The sequence below is a fragment of the Glutamicibacter sp. FR1 genome, from assembly GCF_047300825.1.
Classification (GTDB): Bacteria; Actinomycetota; Actinomycetes; order Actinomycetales; family Micrococcaceae; genus Glutamicibacter; species Glutamicibacter nicotianae.
This window is the reverse complement of the sequence record NZ_CP178602.1, coordinates 611137-631096: the sequence shown is the minus strand read 5'-3', so window position 1 is coordinate 631096 and position 19960 is coordinate 611137. Positions and strand designations below refer to the sequence as shown.

Below are 19960 nucleotides of genomic sequence, written 5' to 3'. Positions count from 1 at the left end.
ATTGCCATGAAGAAAATACTCATCGCCAACCGAGGCGAAATCGCTGTCCGCATTGCCCGGGCTGCCGCCGACGCGAATATTGCTTCGGTAGCCATCTACTCTGATCCAGATGCCGACGCGCTGCATGTGCGCCGCGCCGACGAGGCGTACCCGCTGCACGGCTCCACCGGGGCGGAGACCTACCTGGATATCGAGAAGATCATCGGCATCGCGAAGCGTTGTGGCGCCGACGCGGTGCACCCCGGCTACGGCTTCCTCTCGGAGAACGCGAACTTCGCCAAGGCAGTCATCGATGCCGGCATGAGCTGGATCGGCCCGTCGCCTGAAGCCATCGAGGCCCTGGGCAACAAGGTCACCGCCCGCCAGATCGCCGTCCGGGCCGGCGCACCGCTGGCCCCGGGCACCGACGGTCCGGTGGCCGATGCCAGCGAGGTGCGCGCCTTCGCCGAAGAGCACGGTGTTCCGGTGGCCATCAAGGCAGCTTTCGGCGGCGGCGGTCGCGGCATCAAGATTGTCCACGCCATGGAGGAGATCTCCGATGCCTTCGAATCCGCCACCCGCGAGGCCACCGTGGCCTTTGGCCGCGGCGAGTGCTTCGTGGAACGCTTCCTGTCCAAGCCGCGCCACGTCGAGGCGCAGGTGCTGGCCGATACCCACGGCAACGTCGTGGTGGTCGGCACGCGCGACTGCTCGCTGCAGCGCCGCCACCAGAAGCTGGTGGAAGAGGCTCCGGCACCGTTCTTGACCGATGAGCAGCGCGCCCGGATCCACGAATCCGCCAAGGCGATCTGCAAGGAAGCCGGGTATGTCGGGGCCGGCACCGTGGAATACCTGGTGGCCCAGGACGGGCTGATTTCCTTCCTGGAAGTCAACACCCGTTTGCAGGTGGAGCACCCGATCACCGAGGAGACGTCGGGCGTGGATCTGGTGGCCGAGCAGTTCCGCATCGCCGACGGCCTGCCGCTGTCCATCACCGAAGATCCGCAGCCAACCGGCCACGCCATCGAATTCCGCATCAACGCCGAGGACCCGGCCCGCGGCTTCCTGCCGGCGCCAGGCACCGTTGAACGCTTCGAAGCACCCACCGGGGCCGGCGTGCGCGTGGACTCGGGCGTGCGCAGCGGCTCGGTCATTCCCCCGTTCTATGATTCGATGATCGCGAAGCTGATCGTGCGCGGGGCGGACCGCGACCAGGCCATCCGCCGGGCCCGCCTGGCTCTGGAGGAAATCAGCATTGCCGGAGTCCCCACGGTCTTGCCTTTCCATCGTGCAGTGATCGAGCATGAGGCGTTCAACGGCGATTCGCTGGGTGTCTACACCACATGGATCGAGGACGAGTTCCTCAACGAAGTCGAAGCCAGCGACGAAATGGATCTGGACCAGCGCGATACCAGCCGCGAGACCATCACCATTGAGCTCGATGGCAAGGCAGTCCAGCTCGGTCTTCCGGCGGCATTGACCAATGCGCTGCGCAACACCTCGGGTGCCGGCACCGCCGAGCAGCAGGATGAGGATGGCGGAGCAGTGGATGCCGCCGCGGTGCGCAGCACCATGGATGGGAACCTGGTCCGCTTCGCCGTGGAAGATGGCAGCGAGGTCGCCGAAGGGCAGAGCGTAGCCATTGTCGAGGCGATGAAGATGGAATCCACCATCACCGCGCACCGCGGTGGCATCTTCCAGGCCGCGGATCTGGGCGCCGGGGCGGCCCTGCGCCGCGGCGACACCCTGGGCACCATCAGCTAGCGTCGTGGCCGCGCCGTCCAACGGCACAGGCCAGTTGGGATAAATTGGAAGCATGAACGCCACCAACAGCATCTCGCAGCAAGCCAAGGCTCCCCACGCGCACAGTGGACCCTGGGCGGCAAGCGTGTTGCGCCGCCGCATCGCCGAAGGAGAGCTGCTGCCAGGGGACAAGCTTTCCGAGCAGGCCTTGGCTGAATCGCTGGGGCTTTCGCGCAATACCTTGCGCGAAAGCTTCACCTTGCTCAATAGCGAGCTGATCATCACCCGCATCCCCAACCGTGGTGTTTTCGTGGCCTCGCCGGATGCTGATGACGTACGGGAAATCTATGCGGTGCGCCGCACCGTCGAGCCGGCTTGCCTGGCCTGGGGCGAGGGCCTGGACCTGGACCGGCTGGAAGAGATCATCGCCGAGGCGCAAACAGGACTGGCTGCTGGCGATGTGCCGCGGATGGCCAGCGCCAACCAGGCATTCCACGAACAGCTGGTGGCCTCCTCGGATAGCGATCTGCTCCAGGAGCTGATGGGCCGTGTGCTTGCCCGCATGCGCCTGGTCTTCCATGCCATGAGCGATGCCCCGGATTTCCATTCGCATTATGTAGAGCGCAATGCGCAGCTGCTGGAGTTGCTGCGCGCCGGAAAGCGCATGGAGGCTGCCGATAGCCTGCGCGAATACCTCGACGCCGCCGAGGCCGAACTGCTAAACCACATCGAGGAACGCTCCAACTAGCTTTCCAGCTGGTCATTGCCCTTTCGTGTGCGATTTCCCTCTCAGTCGCCTTTGGATTTTCCCACTGGCCTGCGGGTGGATCCGTGTTTCCAGAATTCAATCCGTCGACGCTGCAGCGCGCATCTTCCGCTGTGGCCCTAGACGCGAATTCCGGGATCTTCCCGGGTATTCTCCACTGCAGCCACCGTTCTATGCGGTTCCACGGTGTATTTTCGGTGTCCCTGCCTCCCTATGCGAGCAGCAGCTGGATGCCTTCCAGCTGCTGCCGCTGAGCCAACCACAACCCAAGCAAGCACATAGATAGCCGACGTATGGTTTAACGAAACCATTGCGTGCCGTCGCCGTTTCATTACGGCCTCGGAAGTTCTCCCCAGCTTGGAAGGTCGCTGAGTCCGTGAAATTGCCCGTAGCCGAATTGCATATCCATCTTGAAGGAACGCTGGAGCCAGAGATGATCATGGAGCTGGCGGCAAAGAACGGTGTCGAGTTGCCGTACGCCTCCGTTGACCAGCTGCGCGCAAAATACGAATTCAGCAATCTGCAGTCATTCCTCGACCTGTTCTACGAGAACATGGTGGTGCTGCGCACGGCTGAGGACTTCCGTGAAATTACCCTGGCCTACCTGCAGCGCGCCCATGACTCGGGCGTGCGCCATGTGGAACTGTTCTTCGACCCGCAGGCCCACATCCAGCGCGGCTTGGGCCTGGGCGATGTCATTGCCGGCATCCGTGCCGGCCTGAATGTGGGGCTGGAGCGCTGGGGAATCTCCCACAAGCTCATCGCCTGCTTCTGGCGCCATGCCCCGGCGGCCGAAGCAATGGAACTGATGAAGCTGATGGTCGCAGAGAAGCACGACATCGACGGCATCGGCCTGGATTCCTCGGAACTGGGATTCCCGCCCGAGCTGTTCCAGGAAGTCTTCGACTACGCCCGAGCCCACGGTCTGCACGTCGTTGCCCATGCGGGCGAGGAAGGACCGGCAGACTACATCTGGCAAGCGCTGGACCTGCTGAAGGTTGAGCGCGTGGACCACGGCATCCGCTGCCTTGATAACCCGGCGCTGGTCCAGCGCCTGGTCGAGGAGCAGATGCCGTTGACCGTCTGCCCGCTGTCCAACATCCGATTGCGGGCAGTGGACACTATGGCAGACCATCCGCTGCCGGAGATGCTCGAAAAAGGCATGAAGGTTTCGGTGCATTCCGATGATCCTGCCTATTTCGGCGGATACATGGATGCCAACTTCGCCTCGCTCATGGAAAGCTTCAATTTCAGCACCGAGCAGCTGGCCACGCTGGCGAGCAATTCCTTTGAATCCACCTTCCTGGATAAAGCATCCAAGCAGGAGCTGCTTGCCGAAGTCCAGACCTGGGTACAGCAGCAGAACAGTTAAAGAAGTGAACGCGGCAGCCTCTTGGGGGAAGGCCACCGCGTTCAGTCCATGGGGGCTAGGGAACCTGGTACTGGGAATCCCTGATATCGGTGATGAGCATGTGCCCTGGCGCATGGCCGATGGCCAACGCCGGGCGGGACTCCATCACTGCCGCCTGCGGCGTGACACCGCAGGCCCAGAACACCGGAATCGTCCCTTCCGGGATCTGCACTGCATCGCCGAAGTCCGGTGCGCCCAAATCCTTGATGCCCAGCTCTTCCGGGTTCCCGATATGCACCGGCGCCCCGTGAACGGCCGGATAGCGGGAGGTAATCCGCACCGCGTCGGCCACCTGCGAGGCAGGAATCGGGCGCATGGAGACCACCATCGGACCTGACATCGCGCCGGCCGACTGCGAGCGGATATTGGTCTTGTACATTGGCACGTTCACGCCCTGGTCGATATGCGCGATGGAAATGCCGCTTTCCATCAATGCACTCTCGAAGGTGAACGAGCAGCCGACAATGAAGGTCACCAGATCATCACGCCAGTACTCGGACAGGTCGGTGGGTTCAGCCACCTTGACCCCGTTTTCGTAAACCATGTACTTCGGCACGTCGGTGCGGATATCTCCGCCTTCCAGCAACTCGTTGCTGGTCTGCCCGGCTTCCAGGACACCGAGGATCGGGCAAGACTTGGGGTTGCGCTGGGCAAAGAGCAGCACATCGAAAGCCAGCTCCTGGGGAACGATGATCAGGTTTGCCTGCGCGTATCCGGCACTGATTCCCGCGGTCGGGAGCACCTGTCCGGCACGGAACAGCTCGCGGGCATCGCTCGGGGCCATGGCCGCACGTTCGGCTTTGCCGAGGCTTGATAGGTCCCTCATGATTGCCTTTCTCCTAGCTGTTCCAGAGTGCTGCCAGACCCGAAATCGAGTTCCAGCCGAGATAGACGCTGAGCAGCCAGGTCAAGGCGCCGATAACTAGCAGGACCTTGGGGTAGTTGTATCCGTGGAGCAGGTCGCGGCGGCGCCATGCCACCCAGAGCAGTACCGCGAAGCCCACGGGAAGGATCAGGCCGTTGAAGGCGCCGGCGAAGATCAGCAGGGTTGCTGGCGCCTGGCCCAGGAACATGTAGATGATGCCGCAGACCACGATGAAGGCCACGGTGATCAGGTTGCGGGTGCGCTCCGGGGTGGTGCGCTTGGTGATGAAGGAAACCGAGGTGTAGGCGGCACCGATCACGCTGGTCAATGCGACGCCACCGGCCACAACGCCCAAGATCGCGAGGAAGAGCAGCACGCGCATGACACCGGTGACGATAATCGCCAGGGTCGAGATGTTGGAAATCGATTTGACGTGCTCGACGCCGGAGGTGCCCGAATCGATCATGCGGTGGGCGCCGGCGTAGGTGATGTAGCCGCCGACGGTGCCGCCGATCAGGGTGGTGATGATCAGGAAGTCGATCTTCTCGGGAAGCACCACGTTGCGGATCGCGTCGCCCACCGGAGGGGCCGCCACGATTGCCACGTACAGCATCAGCAGGATCATCACGGCGCCGAGCATCACCACGATGCGGTCCAGGGCCATGCCGGCCTTCTTGGACAGGAAGATCAAGATGGCAACGACCGCGGAGATGGCGCCACCGATCTTTGCATCAACGCCAAGCATGGCGTTCAGGCCCAGGCCGGTACCGGCGATGTTGCCGATGTTGAAGATCATGCCGCCGATGAAGACCAGCGCGGCCAGGAACCAGCCGATGCCCGGCAGGACCTTGTTGCCCAGTTCCTGGGCACGCATGCCGGAAACGCCGATGACGCGCCAAACATTCAACTGGACGGCGATGTCCACGAGGATGGAGACGACAATGGCGAAGGCAAAGGCCGCGCCAATTTGGACCGTGAACTCTGTGGTCTGGGTGATGAAGCCCGGGCCGATGGCGCTGGTGGCCATCAGGAACATGGCACCGAGCAGCGCTGTGCGCCGTGCCTTGCTGGTTTGGGATGTTGACTCAGGAAGTGCCATGCTGACGTTCCAATGCGATAGTGGTGACAACCGTCACAAGGTCAATATGATGGAGACGACTTTACAGGTTGTTCAACAACTTTGCCAACAGGTTGTTGAACAATTTACCTGCCGGACACAACACGCAGAGCAGCTGCGGCGATTAGTGATTCAGCACCAACGGTTGGCGTCAGAATAAAAATCCCGCTTCACCAGCACAAAATAGCGCAATAGCCCGTAGTGGAAACGTGGTGGCCTGCAGCCAGCGCCAGAGACAAATTTTATATTTCGTAGTGCTCCGTTTCGGAAAATACAGATTCGGCCGCGTTGCGCGGGCTTCCCAACCCCCTCGCATCAACGGCTGGCGCAACTTGCACGTGGATTAGTTTTCAACTGAAGCCGGACGCCTATCGGCACCATTGGAAACTCACGAAGGCGAAGATTGCGGCGAGGCCATGCTTCGACAACCATACTGATGACTCCGCCGCTATTCGGCTAGGACAACAACCTGAACCCAAGTCGTCGATATAGTTCTAACGCTGCGCCAGAGGTTCCATCGCCGATCCTTAGACTCAACGTGTCAGCACCTCGCTTCTTACAAGCGGCCATGGCAGCGACGATCAAGGAATTGCCCAGTCCATGTCCCTGATGCTGTGGATCAACGAAGAGGTCGATGATGAATGGCCCCAACAGGTCTTCATCCCAAATCGATTCTTCGACAACAAAAATCGCCCCAATCGGCTTTCCCAGGTGCAACGCTACGAAAGAAGCATCTTCGACGAGTTGGCCGAACTCGTGGGCAAAGGTTTCCTCCATCTCGGTTTGCGCTTCGGCAAGTGTTGCAGCCGCAATGCCCGGCGGGTATGCCGCGAAGTACGCAGCAGCTAGGGCTACCGAGGAAGATGATTTGGCATTGCAGATATCCGCGTACGAAGACACTGCAGGAGTGAGATCTGATTGATGAAGGTCAACTTGTAGAACGTCCGAGGGCATGGCAAATCCATTCGTTAGGTTTTCTGAAATAGTTGAGAGAAAACTTTATGAACGGAACATGCCTCGAATCTACCAGTGCAAAATCCATACGTCCACGCCCTGCAGCAATGCTTTGTCCGCTGGATCTGGTTGACTGTGAGGGTGTTAACCAGCTGCGAGCACGAGGAGCCACCACAGCAAATGCATATCCGGTACCAAGCGGGCGTTCCGAATCATCGAGGAATATTCCCCGGTGTCTTCGGACTTGCCAATAATCTCGCCCGCGAGGGCAAATTGAGCGATGCTGAATGGGCTGCTTGGAGGTCTGGAAATGACTGGTTCAATGCTGCATATCCGGATCCGGCGGCATCGAATCCGGATGTCTACAATCCTCAGGTGAATCCCAGCGCAGCAGCTTGGTTCAAGGACACCGCAACACACCTGTTGGAACGCGTCGAGCCGTACTTGGAACTTCTTGCACGGCATGGCGTGGAAGTTGTGCGACTTGTCAGTGATGATCCGGGGAGAATCATCTACGAAGACACAGTGCAGATCGTTGTCGTTCCGCACGAAACCACAAACTGACCACTCTTCAGTGTCCATGTCCTGCAGATGGGTGCCACCAGGACCATCGCATTTTATCCATGCCCAGTAAACCCGGCCTTCCAACATGACAACCGCGCTGGGCGAAATTGGCCGGGGCGATGATGGCCCAGAGCAGTACCGCGAGGACCGCGACCAACGCCGAGACGAACACGCCGCGACGGGTTGGGAACGTGGCGCCGGTGACTTCAACACTGATGCCGGGGATCAATCCCGAGCTCCGGCGATTCCAGCCTCAGGGCAAGAATTGCGAATCAGCACCTGCGTTGCAACCCGTTAAGCGCCGCGGGCCGTGCAGCCAGCGCGGCAAGCGCTGGCTGCACGGCCCGAAAAGGCGTGGCTAGTTCCTAGTGGAAGAAGTGGCGTGCACCGGTGAAGTACATGGTGATGCCAGCTTCGTTCGCGGCCGCGATGACTTCCTCATCGCGTACCGAGCCGCCTGGCTGCACGACAGCCTTGACGCCGGCGTCGATCAGGATCTGCAGGCCATCGGCGAACGGGAAGAACGCATCCGAAGCGGCCACGGCGCCCTGTGCGCGCTGCTCGGAAGCTGCGCCATCAGCGTTTTCGGCACCCCCGGCGGCATCTGCGCCGGACTCGACCTGCACGCCCAAGGTGTTGGCGCGCTCTACTGCCAGCTTGCAGGAGTCGATGCGGTTGACCTGACCCATGCCGATGCCCACGGCGGCACCGTCCTTGGCCAGCAGGATCGCATTGGACTTCGCGGCGCGCACGGCGCTCCAGGCGAATTCCAGATCTGCCAAGGTCGCGGCGTCAGCTGCCTCGCCGGCGGCCAGGGTCCAGTTCGCCGGGGTGTCGCCCTCGGCGTCGATCTTGTCGCCGGCCTGGACCAGCATGCCGCCGGAGACCTGGCGGAATTCGTTCTTGTTGCGGCCATAGCCATCTGGCAGGGCCAGCAGGCGGATGTTCTTCTTCGCCGAGAGGATCTGTACTGCTTCCTCTTCGAAGTCCGGGGCGATGACTACTTCGGTGAAGATGCCCTTGACGGTTTCGGCCATTTCCTTGGTGACCGTGCGGTTCGCAGCGATCACGCCGCCGAATGCGGATACCGGGTCGGTAGCGTGCGCCTTGCGGTGCGCGTCGGCAATCGGGTCCGCAGCACCATCCGAAGCCACTGCCACACCACAGGGGTTGGCGTGCTTGATGACGGCAACAGCCGGCTTCTCGAAATCGTAGGCGGCGCGCAGTGCGGCATCCGCGTCCACGTAGTTGTTGTAGCTCATTGGCTTGCCGTGCAGCTGGTCGGCCTGGGCGATGCCGGCCGGGGCGGCCTCATCCACGTAGAGCGCTGCCTGCTGGTGCGGGTTCTCGCCGTAGCGCAGCACCTCGGCGCGCTGCAGGGCCACGCCTGCATAGGCTGGCCAATCGATGACGCCGTCGCCGTCCTCGTCGAGGAACTGGCTGGCGGTCCACGAAGCGACCGCGGTGTCGTAGGCTGCGGTGTGCGCGTAGGCCTTGGCGGCCAGGCGCTGGCGGGTCTTCAGATCGAAGCCGCCTTCGGAGGCGGCGGAGATGACCTGCGGGTAGAACGCTGGATCAACCACGATGGAGACGGCGGCGTGGTTCTTCGCTGCCGAGCGGACCATGGCTGGGCCACCGATGTCGATCTGCTCGACCACTTCGTCCTGGGAGGCGCCGGAGGCAACGGTCTGCACGAATGGGTACAGGTTCACCACGACCAGGTCGATCTGTTCGATGTCCATCGAGGAAAGGGTGTCCATGTGCTCGGTGACGCGGCGGTCGGCAAGGATGCCGCCGTGGATGCGCGGGTGCAAGGTCTTGACGCGGCCGTCGAGCATTTCAGGGGAACCGGTCACCTGCTCGACCTCGGTCACGGGAATTCCAGCAGCGGCGATCTTCTTGGCCGTGGAACCGGTGGATACCAGCTGCACGCCTGCAGCGTGCAAACCAGCGGCCAGCTCCTCCAAGCCGGTCTTGTCGTAGACGGAAATCAGCGCGCGACGGATAGCGACTTTGTCCAGCACGGTCTTACTCACGAAATTTTTCTCCCGGCGGTGAGAATGAATGGGGCGGGCAGCGCAGAGGCCACCGCCATCATTCTAACCAACGAAGGCACCGGAATTTCAGTTCGTGTCAAGCCCCTTCGGACAGGGCGGAAAGCTGCGGGAAATACGTGGAAAGCTGCTTGTCAGTCAGGCAAAGCTGCAGGAGCTTCTCGGCATGCTCCTCATCTGCGACATAGGCCACAAGATCGACCTTTGTCCGTTCGTTCAACTCTTCGCGCAAGGAACGGGCCACCGCAACCAGCGTGTGGTAGTAGCGCTTGATGGTCGGTTCCCAGCCTTCGCGTGCGGCCAGCCCGGTCATCGCATCAGACCACAGGGTAGCCGCCGGATCCTCGCATAAATCAATGGATGACCAGTGCCAATCGCTGGGCTCCCACTTATCCGAGTAGAAGCTTTCGGCGTCGTCTTCTTCCAGATCCGCTTCCAAGGAGGCCAGAACGTCGTCAAGGTCTTCCCCATCGGAGTCCTCGTCATCTTCCTGCTCGTCATCCTCGTCCTCGGAATCCGAGATCAGCAGCGAATCTTCTTCCAATGTGACGGATTCAGGTTCAAGGCCTCCATCGCCTTCGGCATCGGGGCGATCCTCGTATTCGGCAGGCTCATCGGCGTCCTCGCCGCGTTCCACCAGTTGCTCGCGGGATTCGGTGAGGCGGTCGCGTTCCAGGGCCTGCACCGAGTTCAGGGCCAGCAACGGCATGGCGATGGTTTCGCTTTCCTCGGTGCTGACGCCATGCAGGGCAATGGCATAGAAGTCTTGGTCCGGGTGTCCAGCTATCACTTCCGCTGCGTGTCGAAGGGCAGTCACCCGTATAGCCTCTTCGAGAGCGGTCCAATCTACTCCCATGTCCGAAGATTACTCCCTTGCCGTCGCTTGCAACAGGCCTTGACGCGGCGCGAGAAGAAGCGTAGAGAGCTACACCTGCACCCGGGTTTTCAGTTATGCTTCACGCGGTACACACCAATTCCGCTCGCACACCGAAAGGTGCACCACTGTGTCTTCAGCACCCCTGCCCTCTGGCACGACCATCGTGCAAGAGCTGCCATTCAAATGGAAGGTGCAGGGCACCATTTTCATTATCGGCGGCCTCGGCTTCATGTTCGACGCCTGGGACGTCACCCTCAACGGCGCGCTGATTCCACTGGTCGCCGAGGAATGGGGACTGGATCGTCCCACCGCTGCCCTGCTGGGCACCTCCAACTTGGTGGGCATGGCCGTGGGCGCGTTCCTCTGGGGCGGGATCGCCGACAGGTACGGGCGCAAGAACGCGTTCAGCCTGACGCTGCTGATGTTCTCGCTGTTCACCGTCCTCGGTGCGCTGTCGCCGAACTTCGGCTTCTTCGTCGCCTTCCGCTTCCTGGCCGGTGTCGGCCTGGGTGGCTGCATCCCGGTGGATTATGCGCTGGTTGGCGAATTCACGCCGGCGAAGCTGCGCGGACGCGTGCTCACCGCCATGGACGGCTGGTGGCCGGTGGGCGCGGCGCTGTCCTTCTTCGTCTCCGGATGGGTGATGGCCACCGCGGATAATTGGCGGCTGATCCTGGCAGTCATGATCCTGCCGGCGTTCATGGTGTATCTGGTGCGCCGCTCCATGCCCGAGTCCCCGCTGTTCCTGGCGGCCAAGGGCCGGGATGCGGAAGCCCGTGCGGTCATCGACCAGCTGGTGGAACGCACTGGGGCAACCAAGCGGGACTACGTGATCGAGCCGGTGGAGCTGGAGAAGGCTCCGCGCTGGTGGGAGCAGGTGGCCTCGCTGTGGCGGTATTCATGGAAGATCACCGCCACCAGCTGGCTGCTGTTCATGACCATTCTGCTGGTCTACTACCTGGCGCTGACCTGGCTGCCGTCGATCCTCACCGAAGCCGGAATGGCCCAGTCCGCCTCCTTCTTCGCCACCGCGGTGATGGCACTGATGGGCCTGGCAGGCGTCGTGCTGGCTGCCCTGCTGGTGGAGCGGGTCGGCCGCAAATGGCTGCTGGCGATCTCCGCCCCGCTCTCCGGCCTCGTGCTGGTCATCGTCGCGCAGAACCTCGACGTCCCGGCGGCCGCGATTGGCTGGGTGCTGGTCTTCGGCGTCATTGTCCAGGTCGCCATTCCGGTACTGTATGCCTACGTTTCGGAGCTGTACCCCACCGAGCTGCGGGCCAGCGGCTTCGGCTGGGCCTCGACCATGTCGCGCTTTGCTGCCGGCTTCGGCCCGCTGATTTTCGCGGCGCTATGGCCCGTGGTGGGGCTGGGCTGGCTGTTTGCCGGCGCGACCGCGCTGGTGCTGCTGGCCATCCTGTTCATGGCACGCTTCGCCCCGGAAACCCGCGGACTGCGGCTGGACTGAATCTCTCCCCCAATAGCGAATGCCGGCACCATTGGTGCCGGCATTTTCTAGTTCTGCGCAGGTTGCGGGCGCAAGCCGTCACTCATGATCTGCACGATGCGCCCTTCCAGGCCGGGCTGGGAGTTGCTGAAGGCCCGAGGCAGCGGGCGGGTCATGGACCCGACGGCGGCAATCAGTTCCAGCCCTGAGATGTCGGCGCGGACCAGCTGGGCGTTCTTGGCCAGTTTCAAGGCGGAGTTCAGGGTCTTGGCGGCCTCGTTTTGGGCTTCGAGGATGCGCGGGCTGACCTTCTTGGGCAGCTGCAGCCCCAATGCTTCGCTCAGCGCCCCGAGGTTCTGCTCGATCAGCGTGCCCAGCAGGACGTCCCAGCCCTCTGCGTCATTTGCGTCAAGCCGCTCGATCGCCTGCTGCGAGGCACTGCGGATATCCTCCAGCATGACGAGGGTGACTTCTTCAACCAATGCCAGCCGATCAGCGAAGTTCCGGTAGAGCGTGCCGATGCCGACACCGCTTGCCTCTGCGATGGTTTCCATTGCGATCTGGGCTCCGTGTTCGGCGAATAATTCACGAGCAACTCGAAGGATGTTCTCACGTCGCCGAAGAGCATCTGAACGCATGAGCGGATTCCGATCTGGGGGAACTTCCAGGTCGCGGCTTGCCACCTGTCGAATTCACGATAGCGGACGGGCAGTGCTGAGACGAGGCGGAAATCATCATTCCAGATAGAAATGTTTCTTCCGTGCGAGAAGCCATTCCGCGTTTGCGCGAAACCGTGCTATCCCTAGGATCCAGGACCGCTAGGCCAAGGAAGCAGAGGATATGCGTTTTCAACTCATCAGGCATGGGCAAACCCCGTCGAATGTTGCCGGGAAGCTCGATACCGCTTTTCCCGGTGCCAGCCTCACCCCTCTGGGCCATCGCCAGGCTCGCGCCCTGCCGCAGGTATTCAGTAACGGGCAGCTGCAGTCGATCTACGCCTCAACGCTGAACCGCACGCAGCTCACAGCCCAGCCGCTGAGCGAGTCAATTGCAGAACCGGTGCACATCATGGACGGCCTTGAAGAGATCTCGGCGGGCGAGCTGGAAATGCTGGGAGATGAGGCATCGCGATCTGCCTATGTCATGTGCCTGCGTTCCTGGATGCACGGCGATTGGGAGCAGAAAATGCCCGGCGGGCCGAACGGCTACGACTTCATCGAGCGCTATTCCAAAGCCTTGGAATCCATCGCGCAAGCGCAGGACTACTCGGGAACCGCAGCGGTTTTCAGCCATGGTGCGGCCATTCGCGTCTTCAGCGCCTGGGCCACCAAGATGTCCCCCGATGCGGCATCGCAGCTGGTCATCGAGAACACTGGTGGTTCCCTGCTGGAGCTGGGCGTCGGCGGGCAGTGGTCACTGGCGCGCTGGGATACCGAACCGCTGGGCGGGGACTTCGTCCGCGATGCCCTCGACGAGGATGTCACCGGCGGCGAGGACGACGCGGCCTGAGCCCTGCCGACTTCTGGCGAACGCGAGTTGGACCAGCTCAGCACCTGATATTTCGGTAGTCTGGCTAGGGAGCTCATTTTCTGCGGAGCGCACAAACGGAAGGCCCTGATGCACGACGACATTTCCCTGACCATCGGACGCGTCCGCCGCGTTCTGACCGAACGTATCCTTCCAGCGATATATTCGGAAACCGTGCCACTGGATCTGTCATGGCATGAGCTGCCCGGCGAGCCGGTCGCCCCGTCGCAGGGCCTGGCACTGGACTACCAGCCAACCGCCGTTGGCACGCCTTGGGGCGCGGCGTGGGGCACCACCTGGTTCCATCTGCAGGGCCGGGTACCGGCGCAGTGGGCGGGACGCCGCGTCGAAGCGGTGATTGATCTGGGCTTTGACGTCAACATGACCGGCTTCCAATGCGAGGGCCTGGTGTACCGCCCCGACGGCATCACGATCAAGGCGATCAATCCGCGCAACCAATGGGTGCCGATCACCGCCTGCGCCGAAGGTGATGAGGTCATCGACCTGTACCTGGAAGCCGCCTCCAACCCGGTGCTGCTCGACTACCACCCGTTCCTGCCCACCGAGCAGGGCGATATCCTCACCTCCTCTTCGCGCCGCCTGTACACCACCAGCCGGATGGACCTGGCGGTCTTCGAGCCCGTGGTGCATGAGCTGTCCCTGGATCTGGAAGTGCTGCTGGATTTGCAGGAGCAGCTTGGGCAAACACCGCGCAAGATGCAGATCCTGCAGGCCATGGACAACGCCCTGGACGTTCTGGATCTGCAGCGCATCGCGCAGACCGCGCAGGCCGCCCGCGATGAGCTCGCCTCGGTCCTGGCCGCCCCGGCTGAGCACAGTGCCCACCAGATTTCGGCCATCGGCCACTCGCACATCGACTCGGCCTGGCTGTGGCCGCTGCGCGAAACCATCCGCAAGGTCTCGCGCACCTGCTCCTCGATGGTGGAGCTGCTGGGCGACGAGAAAGAATTCCTCTACGGCATGTCCAGCGCCCAACAGTACAAGTGGCTCAAGACCCACCGCCCGGAAGTCTGGGAGCGGGTCAAGCAGGCGGTAGCCGACGGGCGTTTCCTGCCGCTGGGCGGCATGTGGGTGGAATCCGACACCGTGATGCCTTCGGGCGAATCACTGATCCGCCAGTTCCTCTACGGCCAGAATTTCTTCCGCAAGGAATTCGGCATCACCTCGAAGGGCGTCTGGCTTCCGGACTCCTTCGGCTACTCCCCCGCCCTGCCGCAGCTGATGCGCCGTGCCGGCTTCGAATGGTTCTTCACCCAGAAGATCTCCTGGAACCAGCAGAACAAGTTCCCGCACCACACCTTCGATTGGGAAGGCATTGACGGTTCGCGCATGTTCAGCCACTTCCCGTCGATGGATACCTACAATTCGCAGCTTTCAGGCGAGGAAGTCGCCAAGGCATCGCGCCAGTTCCGCGAAGCGCGGGTCACGAACAATTCCATCGCGCCGGTGGGCTGGGGCGATGGCGGCGGCGGCACCACCCGCGAAATGACCGGCAAGGCAAAGCGCCTGGCCAACCTGGAAGGCAGCGCGAAGGTGGCCTGGGAACACCCCAACGACTTCTTCGACCGGGCCAAGGCCGAGCTGCCCAACCCTCCGGTCTGGGTCGGGGAGCTCTACCTGGAATTGCACCGCGCCACGCTGACCAGCCAGCACCAGACCAAGCAGGGCAACCGGCGCACCGAGCAGTTGCTAGTCGAAGCCGAGCTGTGGGCCGCCACCGCTGCGCTCTGCACCGGAGCCGACTATCCCTATGAACTGCTTGACGAACTGTGGGAGACGGTGCTGCTGCACCAGTTCCACGACATCTTGCCCGGCACCTCGATTGCGTGGGTGCACCGCGAGGTCGTGGCCCGCTATGCGCAGGTCATCGAGCAGGCCGAAGCACTGATCCGCACCGCCCAGCAGCAGCTGGCCGGCGAAGGATCCACCCCGATTGCGTTCAACGGCGCCGCGTTCACCCGCAATTCCTTGGCCTTCGGACAGGCCAAGCCGGTGCAGCCTGCTGCCGCGTCCCCGGTCAGGGCAACCGCCGTTGACGGCGGCTATGTCCTGGAGAACTCGCTGGTTCGTGTGGCCATCAATGCCCAGGGCTTGCTGACCTCCGCCGTGGACCTGGCCACCGGCCGCGAAGCCATCGCCGCAGGCCAGGAGGCGAACCTGCTGCAATTGCACCAGGACTTCCCGAACATGTGGGATGCCTGGGACGTGGACAAGTACTACCGCAACCAGGTCACCGACTTGCGCGAGCTCGACAGCCTTGAGCTGTCCTCGCGCGAGGACGGCAGCCAGGTCGTCACGATTGCCCGCAGCTTCTCGCAGTCCACGCTGGTGCAGGAACTGTCGCTGGCTCCGGGCTCGCGGACCTTGCAGATCTCGCAGAGCACCGATTGGCATGAGGCCGAGAAGTTCCTGAAGGTCGCTTTCCCGCTGGATATCCGAGCAGAGCATGCCATTGCCGAAACGCAGTTCGGCTACCACAAGCGCGTCACCCACGTGAATACCAGCTGGGAAGCGGCGAAATTCGAAACCTCGATGCACCGCTTCGTGCTGGCCGAGGAGCCCGGCTTCGGCGCAGCGCTGGTCAATGATTCCATCTACGGTTTCGACGTCACCCGTGATGCCAAGGACGCGGAGGTCACCACGACCATCCGACTGTCCCTGCTGCGTGCTCCGCGCTTCCCCGACCCGGAAACCGACCAGGGCGTGCAGACCCACCGCTACGGCTTGGTCATCGGCGCGGATGTGGCCACGGCAACGGCAGCGGGCGCATTGCTGAACAGCGCAGAGCGCGTCATCGACGGCGCGCAAGGCGTGGACCCGCTGGTTGAGGTATCCGGCGAGGGGCTGGTGATCTCCAGCGTGAAGCTGGCGGCCGACCGCTCCGGCGATCTGGTGGTGCGCGTCTATGAATCCTTGGGCCGCCGTGCCAGCGGCCGCCTCAAGGTCAACGCGCAGATCGCCCACGCATCCACCGTGAGCCTGCTGGAAGACGAACTGGACGGGCAGCGCATCGAACTGGCCGATGGTGCAGTGCCACTGAAGCTGGGCGCGTTCGAGGTAAGCACCCTGCGCTTCGCCGTGGCCAAGTAACCGCAGGATCCACAGGCCGGGCCGGCACGCTGCTTCGCGTGCCGGCCCGGTCCGTTTCCCGACGACGATTGCCAGGGATTATTGGATCATTGCCTATTGAATCATTGTCCCGTCGGGAGCCGCCGCGTACCAGACCCCGCCACCGCCTTGCCCGGCAGTATCCCCGGGCTTGGCATCCTGGGCAAAGGTGTACAGGGGCATGCCGTTGAGCGTCACCTGCTTTTCGCCATCGGGGCTTTCTATGGTGCCGGCTTCGCCGGTGACACCCTCCAGGACCGGTTCATCGCTCACGGCCGTGGAAATCGGCCACTTGGCCAGGCAATCGCCGGTGCACACGCTGCTCGACGTTCCCTTCTCATCCTTGGTGAAGTAGTACAGTGTCATGCCCTGCGAATCCACCGCAACATCTCCCAAACCGGTGGAGGCAACACCCAAGTCAGCGCCGGTCCCGCTTTCGCTGTGGGTGCTGGATGCGGCGGGAAGCGCCGAGCAGGCCGGAGCCTGGCTGGCCACAACAACCGGCACCACGCAGATGACCGGCGCCGTGCCGGTGATGCTGAATGACATTTCGGTGATACAGCTGCGCGATGCCGGCTCGGCGGTGCTCGCCGAGGTGCCGCTGGGCCGACAGGGTACGTCCTAGCCCCGGCGCATCACGCGCGGCTTCCTACCACGGCGAGGGCTGGTAGTCCTTGAGGAAGCAGCCGTACAGGTCGATGCCGCGTTCGCCGTCAACGATGGGCTGGTAGACGCGGGCGGCGCCGTCGATCAGATCCAGCGGTGCGTGCCAGCCTTCGGCGACCATGCGCACCTTGGAATCGTGCGGGCGCTCGTCGGTGATCCACCCGGTGTCCACCGCGGTCATCAGGATCCGGTCGGTGGCGAGCATTTCCTCGGCGCTGGTGCGGGTGAGCATGTTCAGCGAGGCCTTGGCCATGTTGGTGTGCGGGTGCCCGGCGCCCTTGTAGCGGCGGGAGAACTGGCCTTCCATGGCCGAGACGTTCACGATGTACTTGCGCCGCGCCTCGGAGGCGGCCAGCGCGGGGCGCAGCCGGGAGGCCAGCAGGAAGGGCGCGGTGACATTGCACAGCTGCACTTCCAGCATTTCCAGGGCATCCACATCCCCGAGGATCTGGGTCCAGGAATTCTCCGTGACCACATCCGGCACCAGTCCCCCGGCGTCGATGGCGGTGCCCGCGGCAATGCGCTCCAGGGAGGCGGAACCGGCGGTCATCGCCAGGTCCGCGAGCTGCTGCGCGTCGTACCCGCCCAGCGTGCTCGGGGCCAGCAGCGCGGAATCCTCCAGCCGGAAGGCGCTGGCCAGCGCCCGCGGGTGCTCGGCCGGCGGGTTCGCCTCGCCCCACAGCTGAGGTCCGCCCTGCCCGGAGGCCAGTTCACCGGCCAGCGGCTGCAGCTCTGATTCGATCAGGTGCTGGTAGGAGTTCGCGGTGCGGCGCACGGTCTGCGCGGCGTTGTTGATCAGGATGTCCAGCGGGCCCTCGGCCGCAATGCGGTCAGCCAGCGAGATCACCTGGGCGGGGTCGCGCAGGTCGATGCCCACGATGCGCAGCCGGTGCATCCAGTCCGCGCTGTCCTCCAATGCGGCGAAGCGCCGGGCAGCGTCCTTGGGGAAGCGCGTGGTGATGGTGGTGTGGGCACCATCGCGCAGCAGGCGCAGGGCGATATGCATGCCGATCTTCGCCCGGCCGCCGGTGAGCAGCGCGCGCTTGCCGGACAGGTCGGCGCGGGCATCGCGGCGTTCGCGCCCGGCGGCGGCGCAGTCAGGGCAGAGATAGTGGTGGAAGGCATCCACCGTGGTGTAGCGCTGCTTGCAAATGTAGCAGCCGCGCGGCTTGCGGAATTCCCCGGCACTCTGCCCCTGGGTCGGGGTGCTCAGATCCAGGCCCAGGGTCTCGTCGTCCAGCCGCTGCGGCGAGCCGGTGGCGGTCCGCTCGATCAGCGCGCGGTCAGCGGCGCTGATCTCGGCGCGCTTCTGGGATTTGCGGTAGCGCTTGGCAGCCTTGAACATGTTGCTGGTCGCGCGGCGCACGGCGATATGCCGTTCATCCGCGGAGTCCAGCGTGTGCACCACGGAGAGCACCTTCAGCGCAGTCGCCAGTTCCTCGTCGGTGAACAGTTCGGTTTCGGTTGCCTGCCCGGGCGGCGGTGTCAGTTCATTCATCTCGCCACCAATTTTACGTGGTGGGCCGCCGGCTAGTTTCCTTGGGCCAGATCCGCCAGGGTGGCGATGAGCAGGCGGCGCTCGACTACCTTGATGCGCTCGTGCAGGGATTCTTCGGTGTCGGTGTCCTCGATGGTCACGGCTTCCTGGCGCAGGATCGGACCGGTGTCCACCCCGGCATCCGCGATGTGCACGGTGCAGCCGGTGACCTTCACGCCGTAGGCCAGGGCGTCGCGCACGCCGTGGGCGCCCGGGAAGGACGGCAGCAGGGCCGGGTGGGTGTTGATGTAGGTGCCGTCGAAGGCATTGATGAACTCTTCGCCGACGATGCGCATGAATCCGGAGGACACCACATAGTCCGGGGCGTAGGACAGGCACTTTTCGGTCAGCGCATGGTTCCAGTCGCCGCGGTCCGCGTAGTCCTTGAAGTTCACCACGAAGGTCTCGATGCCGGCGGCGGCCGAGCGTTCCACCCCGTAGGTGCCGTGCTTGTCTGCGCCGACGGCAGCGATCTCGACGTTCTCCAGTTCGCCGCTGGCGACGGCATCGATGACTGCCTGGAGATTAGAACCGGTACCTGAAACCAAAACCACAATGCGCATGGGTTCAATTCTACGGTTCGCTTCTTGCCCCGCTTGAACCCGGACGCAATGTTGCACTGCGTTTCCTCTGCTGCCGCCATATTCGATGCCCGCGTGCTGTACCGGCCATAGACTGGCCTTAGCAGCGCAGTTCGAGGTGGAGGTTTTGATGAGCCAGATAGTTCCCGATGGCAAGGACTGGACAATTGTCCTGGATACGGTGTGCGAGCAGTGCGGCTATGACGTGCGCGGCATCTCGCCGGGCGATGCCATTGAGCAGCTGCCGGGACTCGTGGAGCGCTACATCTCGGTGCTCTCACGTCCCGAGGCGGCCACCCGCACCAACCCTGCGCGCTGGAGCGAGCAGGAGTACGTGGCGCACGTCGCCGAAATGCTTGAGGTGATGACCGGGCGCTTCACCCTGATGCTGGAACGCGATGAACCGGAGTTCCCCAACTGGGACCAGGACCAGGCGGCCGAGGCGGGAAACTACAACGCGCTGGGAGCCGGTCAGGTCGCCGAGCTGCTGCGGAAGAATGCCGCCGGCTACGCCGCGATACTGGAGAGCCTGGATCCGGCGCAGTATTCCCGCCGCGGCCTGCGCTCGAACGGCGCCGCGTTTACCGTGGAAACGCTGAACCAGTATGCCTGGCATGATCTCGTGCATCACCTGTGGGATCTGGGTGTGGAAATCAGCTAACTGCGCCCGACACGGACCCAGCAGGTGAATGGAATGGGTTGTGGCCTTTGGCTAGACTTCTTGGCGTATGCGCGAAAACAGATCT

18 protein-coding genes are annotated in these 19960 nt (G+C 63.1%); 9 read left to right on the top strand and 9 right to left on the bottom strand.

Translation table 11 applies throughout. The features are described 5' to 3' along the window. Window positions 1-6: 6 nt before the first annotated feature. The 3 genes from ACLQ8T_RS03050 (at window position 7) to ACLQ8T_RS03040 (ending at window position 3860) form a co-directional block, all read left to right on the top strand. Window positions 7-1743 (top strand): biotin carboxylase N-terminal domain-containing protein, encoded by a 1737-nt coding sequence (locus tag ACLQ8T_RS03050; RefSeq protein WP_413455651.1) that lies wholly within the window; start codon window positions 7-9, stop codon window positions 1741-1743. Between the two features lie 52 nt (window positions 1744-1795). Further along, the gene (locus ACLQ8T_RS03045) at window positions 1796-2470 is read left to right on the top strand and encodes a GntR family transcriptional regulator (RefSeq protein ID WP_413455650.1); all 675 of its coding nucleotides are present in this window, start codon (window positions 1796-1798) and stop codon (window positions 2468-2470) included. Between the two features lie 394 nt (window positions 2471-2864). Continuing rightward, entirely contained in the window at window positions 2865-3860 is a 996-nt protein-coding gene (locus ACLQ8T_RS03040; protein ID WP_413455649.1) for an adenosine deaminase, read from the top strand. 55 nt (window positions 3861-3915) lie between these two features. Here the strand turns inward: ACLQ8T_RS03040 and ACLQ8T_RS03035 are convergent, their stop codons facing one another. The 3 genes from ACLQ8T_RS03035 to ACLQ8T_RS03025 all read right to left on the bottom strand — a co-directional run bounded on the left by ACLQ8T_RS03035 (window position 3916) and on the right by ACLQ8T_RS03025 (window position 6835). Continuing rightward, complete coding sequence (locus tag ACLQ8T_RS03035; protein ID WP_413455648.1) at window positions 3916-4725, bottom strand: putative hydro-lyase; 810 nt, start codon at window positions 4723-4725, stop codon at window positions 3916-3918. 13 nt (window positions 4726-4738) lie between these two features. Then, a complete protein-coding gene (locus ACLQ8T_RS03030; protein ID WP_413455647.1) occupies window positions 4739-5863 on the bottom strand; it encodes an NRAMP family divalent metal transporter in 1125 nt (374 codons plus the stop codon). Between the two features lie 474 nt (window positions 5864-6337). Then, window positions 6338-6835 (bottom strand): GNAT family N-acetyltransferase, encoded by a 498-nt coding sequence (locus tag ACLQ8T_RS03025; protein ID WP_413455646.1) that lies wholly within the window; start codon window positions 6833-6835, stop codon window positions 6338-6340. Window positions 6836-6910: 75 nt separating this feature from the next. Here ACLQ8T_RS03025 and ACLQ8T_RS03020 point away from each other — a divergent pair, with 75 nt between their 5' ends. After that, window positions 6911-7399 (top strand): hypothetical protein, encoded by a 489-nt coding sequence (locus tag ACLQ8T_RS03020; protein ID WP_413455645.1) that lies wholly within the window; start codon window positions 6911-6913, stop codon window positions 7397-7399. Between the two features lie 365 nt (window positions 7400-7764). Here the strand turns inward: ACLQ8T_RS03020 and purH are convergent, their stop codons facing one another. Both purH and ACLQ8T_RS03010 read right to left on the bottom strand, forming a co-directional pair. After that, complete coding sequence (purH, locus tag ACLQ8T_RS03015) at window positions 7765-9435, bottom strand: bifunctional phosphoribosylaminoimidazolecarboxamide formyltransferase/IMP cyclohydrolase (RefSeq protein WP_204720705.1); 1671 nt, start codon at window positions 9433-9435, stop codon at window positions 7765-7767. Window positions 9436-9532: 97 nt separating this feature from the next. Continuing rightward, on the bottom strand, window positions 9533-10270 hold the full coding sequence (locus tag ACLQ8T_RS03010; RefSeq protein ID WP_204720703.1) for a hypothetical protein: 738 nt from the start codon (window positions 10268-10270) through the stop codon (window positions 9533-9535). A gap of 187 nt (window positions 10271-10457) precedes the next feature. On the opposite strand from ACLQ8T_RS03010, the gene ACLQ8T_RS03005 reads away from it, so the two are divergent. After that, the gene (locus ACLQ8T_RS03005; RefSeq protein WP_413455644.1) at window positions 10458-11795 is read left to right on the top strand and encodes an MFS transporter; all 1338 of its coding nucleotides are present in this window, start codon (window positions 10458-10460) and stop codon (window positions 11793-11795) included. Window positions 11796-11842: 47 nt separating this feature from the next. On the opposite strand, the gene ACLQ8T_RS03000 is transcribed toward ACLQ8T_RS03005, so the two are convergent. Further along, entirely contained in the window at window positions 11843-12412 is a 570-nt protein-coding gene (locus ACLQ8T_RS03000; RefSeq protein ID WP_413455643.1) for a TetR/AcrR family transcriptional regulator, read from the bottom strand. A gap of 202 nt (window positions 12413-12614) precedes the next feature. Between ACLQ8T_RS03000 and ACLQ8T_RS02995 the strand changes: the two genes are divergently transcribed. Together ACLQ8T_RS02995 and ACLQ8T_RS02990 are read left to right on the top strand one after the other, a co-directional pair. Next, window positions 12615-13283 (top strand): histidine phosphatase family protein, encoded by a 669-nt coding sequence (locus ACLQ8T_RS02995; RefSeq protein ID WP_413455642.1) that lies wholly within the window; start codon window positions 12615-12617, stop codon window positions 13281-13283. Window positions 13284-13391: 108 nt separating this feature from the next. Then, on the top strand, window positions 13392-16412 hold the full coding sequence (locus ACLQ8T_RS02990) for an alpha-mannosidase (RefSeq protein ID WP_413455641.1): 3021 nt from the start codon (window positions 13392-13394) through the stop codon (window positions 16410-16412). 93 nt (window positions 16413-16505) lie between these two features. Here ACLQ8T_RS02990 and ACLQ8T_RS02985 read toward each other — a convergent pair whose 3' ends face one another. Beyond that, window positions 16506-16796 (bottom strand): hypothetical protein, encoded by a 291-nt coding sequence (locus ACLQ8T_RS02985; RefSeq protein WP_413455640.1) that lies wholly within the window; start codon window positions 16794-16796, stop codon window positions 16506-16508. Here ACLQ8T_RS02985 and ACLQ8T_RS02980 point away from each other — a divergent pair. After that, entirely contained in the window at window positions 16795-17055 is a 261-nt protein-coding gene (locus tag ACLQ8T_RS02980) for a hypothetical protein (protein WP_413455639.1), read from the top strand. The genes ACLQ8T_RS02985 and ACLQ8T_RS02980 overlap by 2 nt on opposite strands. A 24-nt stretch (window positions 17056-17079) precedes the next feature. Here ACLQ8T_RS02980 and ACLQ8T_RS02975 read toward each other — a convergent pair whose 3' ends face one another. Then, the gene (locus ACLQ8T_RS02975) at window positions 17080-18594 is read right to left on the bottom strand and encodes an SDR family NAD(P)-dependent oxidoreductase (protein ID WP_413455638.1); all 1515 of its coding nucleotides are present in this window, start codon (window positions 18592-18594) and stop codon (window positions 17080-17082) included. Window positions 18595-18626: 32 nt separating this feature from the next. Beyond that, window positions 18627-19196: a phosphoribosylglycinamide formyltransferase gene (purN, locus tag ACLQ8T_RS02970; protein WP_413455637.1), complete on the bottom strand. Its 570-nt coding sequence runs from the start codon at window positions 19194-19196 to the stop codon at window positions 18627-18629. A 148-nt stretch (window positions 19197-19344) separates the two neighbouring features. On the opposite strand from purN, the gene ACLQ8T_RS02965 reads away from it, so the two are divergent. Then, window positions 19345-19875, top strand: a complete 531-nt coding sequence (locus tag ACLQ8T_RS02965; protein ID WP_204720686.1) for a DinB family protein — start codon at window positions 19345-19347, stop codon at window positions 19873-19875. The last annotated feature ends 85 nt before the right edge of the window (window positions 19876-19960 follow it).

Bases quoted from the DNA above. Each gene is read 5' to 3' on its own strand.
- ACLQ8T_RS03050 (WP_413455651.1), top strand. From the start codon at position 7: ATGAAGAAAATACTCATCGCCAACCGAGGCGAAATCGCTGTCCGCATT.
- ACLQ8T_RS03045 (WP_413455650.1), top strand. From the start codon at position 1,796: ATGAACGCCACCAACAGCATCTCGCAGCAAGCCAAGGCTCCCCACGCG.
- ACLQ8T_RS03035 (WP_413455648.1), bottom strand. From the start codon at position 4,725: ATGAGGGACCTATCAAGCCTCGGCAAAGCCGAACGTGCGGCCATGGCC.
- ACLQ8T_RS03030 (WP_413455647.1), bottom strand. From the start codon at position 5,863: ATGGCACTTCCTGAGTCAACATCCCAAACCAGCAAGGCACGGCGCACA.
- ACLQ8T_RS03025 (WP_413455646.1), bottom strand. From the start codon at position 6,835: ATGCCCTCGGACGTTCTACAAGTTGACCTTCATCAATCAGATCTCACT.
- ACLQ8T_RS03000 (WP_413455643.1), bottom strand. From the start codon at position 12,412: ATGCGTTCAGATGCTCTTCGGCGACGTGAGAACATCCTTCGAGTTGCT.
- ACLQ8T_RS02995 (WP_413455642.1), top strand. From the start codon at position 12,615: ATGCGTTTTCAACTCATCAGGCATGGGCAAACCCCGTCGAATGTTGCC.
- ACLQ8T_RS02990 (WP_413455641.1), top strand. From the start codon at position 13,392: ATGCACGACGACATTTCCCTGACCATCGGACGCGTCCGCCGCGTTCTG.
- ACLQ8T_RS02980 (WP_413455639.1), top strand. From the start codon at position 16,795: ATGCCCTGCGAATCCACCGCAACATCTCCCAAACCGGTGGAGGCAACA.
- ACLQ8T_RS02985 (WP_413455640.1), bottom strand. From the start codon at position 16,796: ATGACACTGTACTACTTCACCAAGGATGAGAAGGGAACGTCGAGCAGC.
- ACLQ8T_RS02975 (WP_413455638.1), bottom strand. From the start codon at position 18,594: ATGAATGAACTGACACCGCCGCCCGGGCAGGCAACCGAAACCGAACTG.
- purN (WP_413455637.1), bottom strand. From the start codon at position 19,196: ATGCGCATTGTGGTTTTGGTTTCAGGTACCGGTTCTAATCTCCAGGCA.
- ACLQ8T_RS02965 (WP_204720686.1), top strand. From the start codon at position 19,345: ATGAGCCAGATAGTTCCCGATGGCAAGGACTGGACAATTGTCCTGGAT.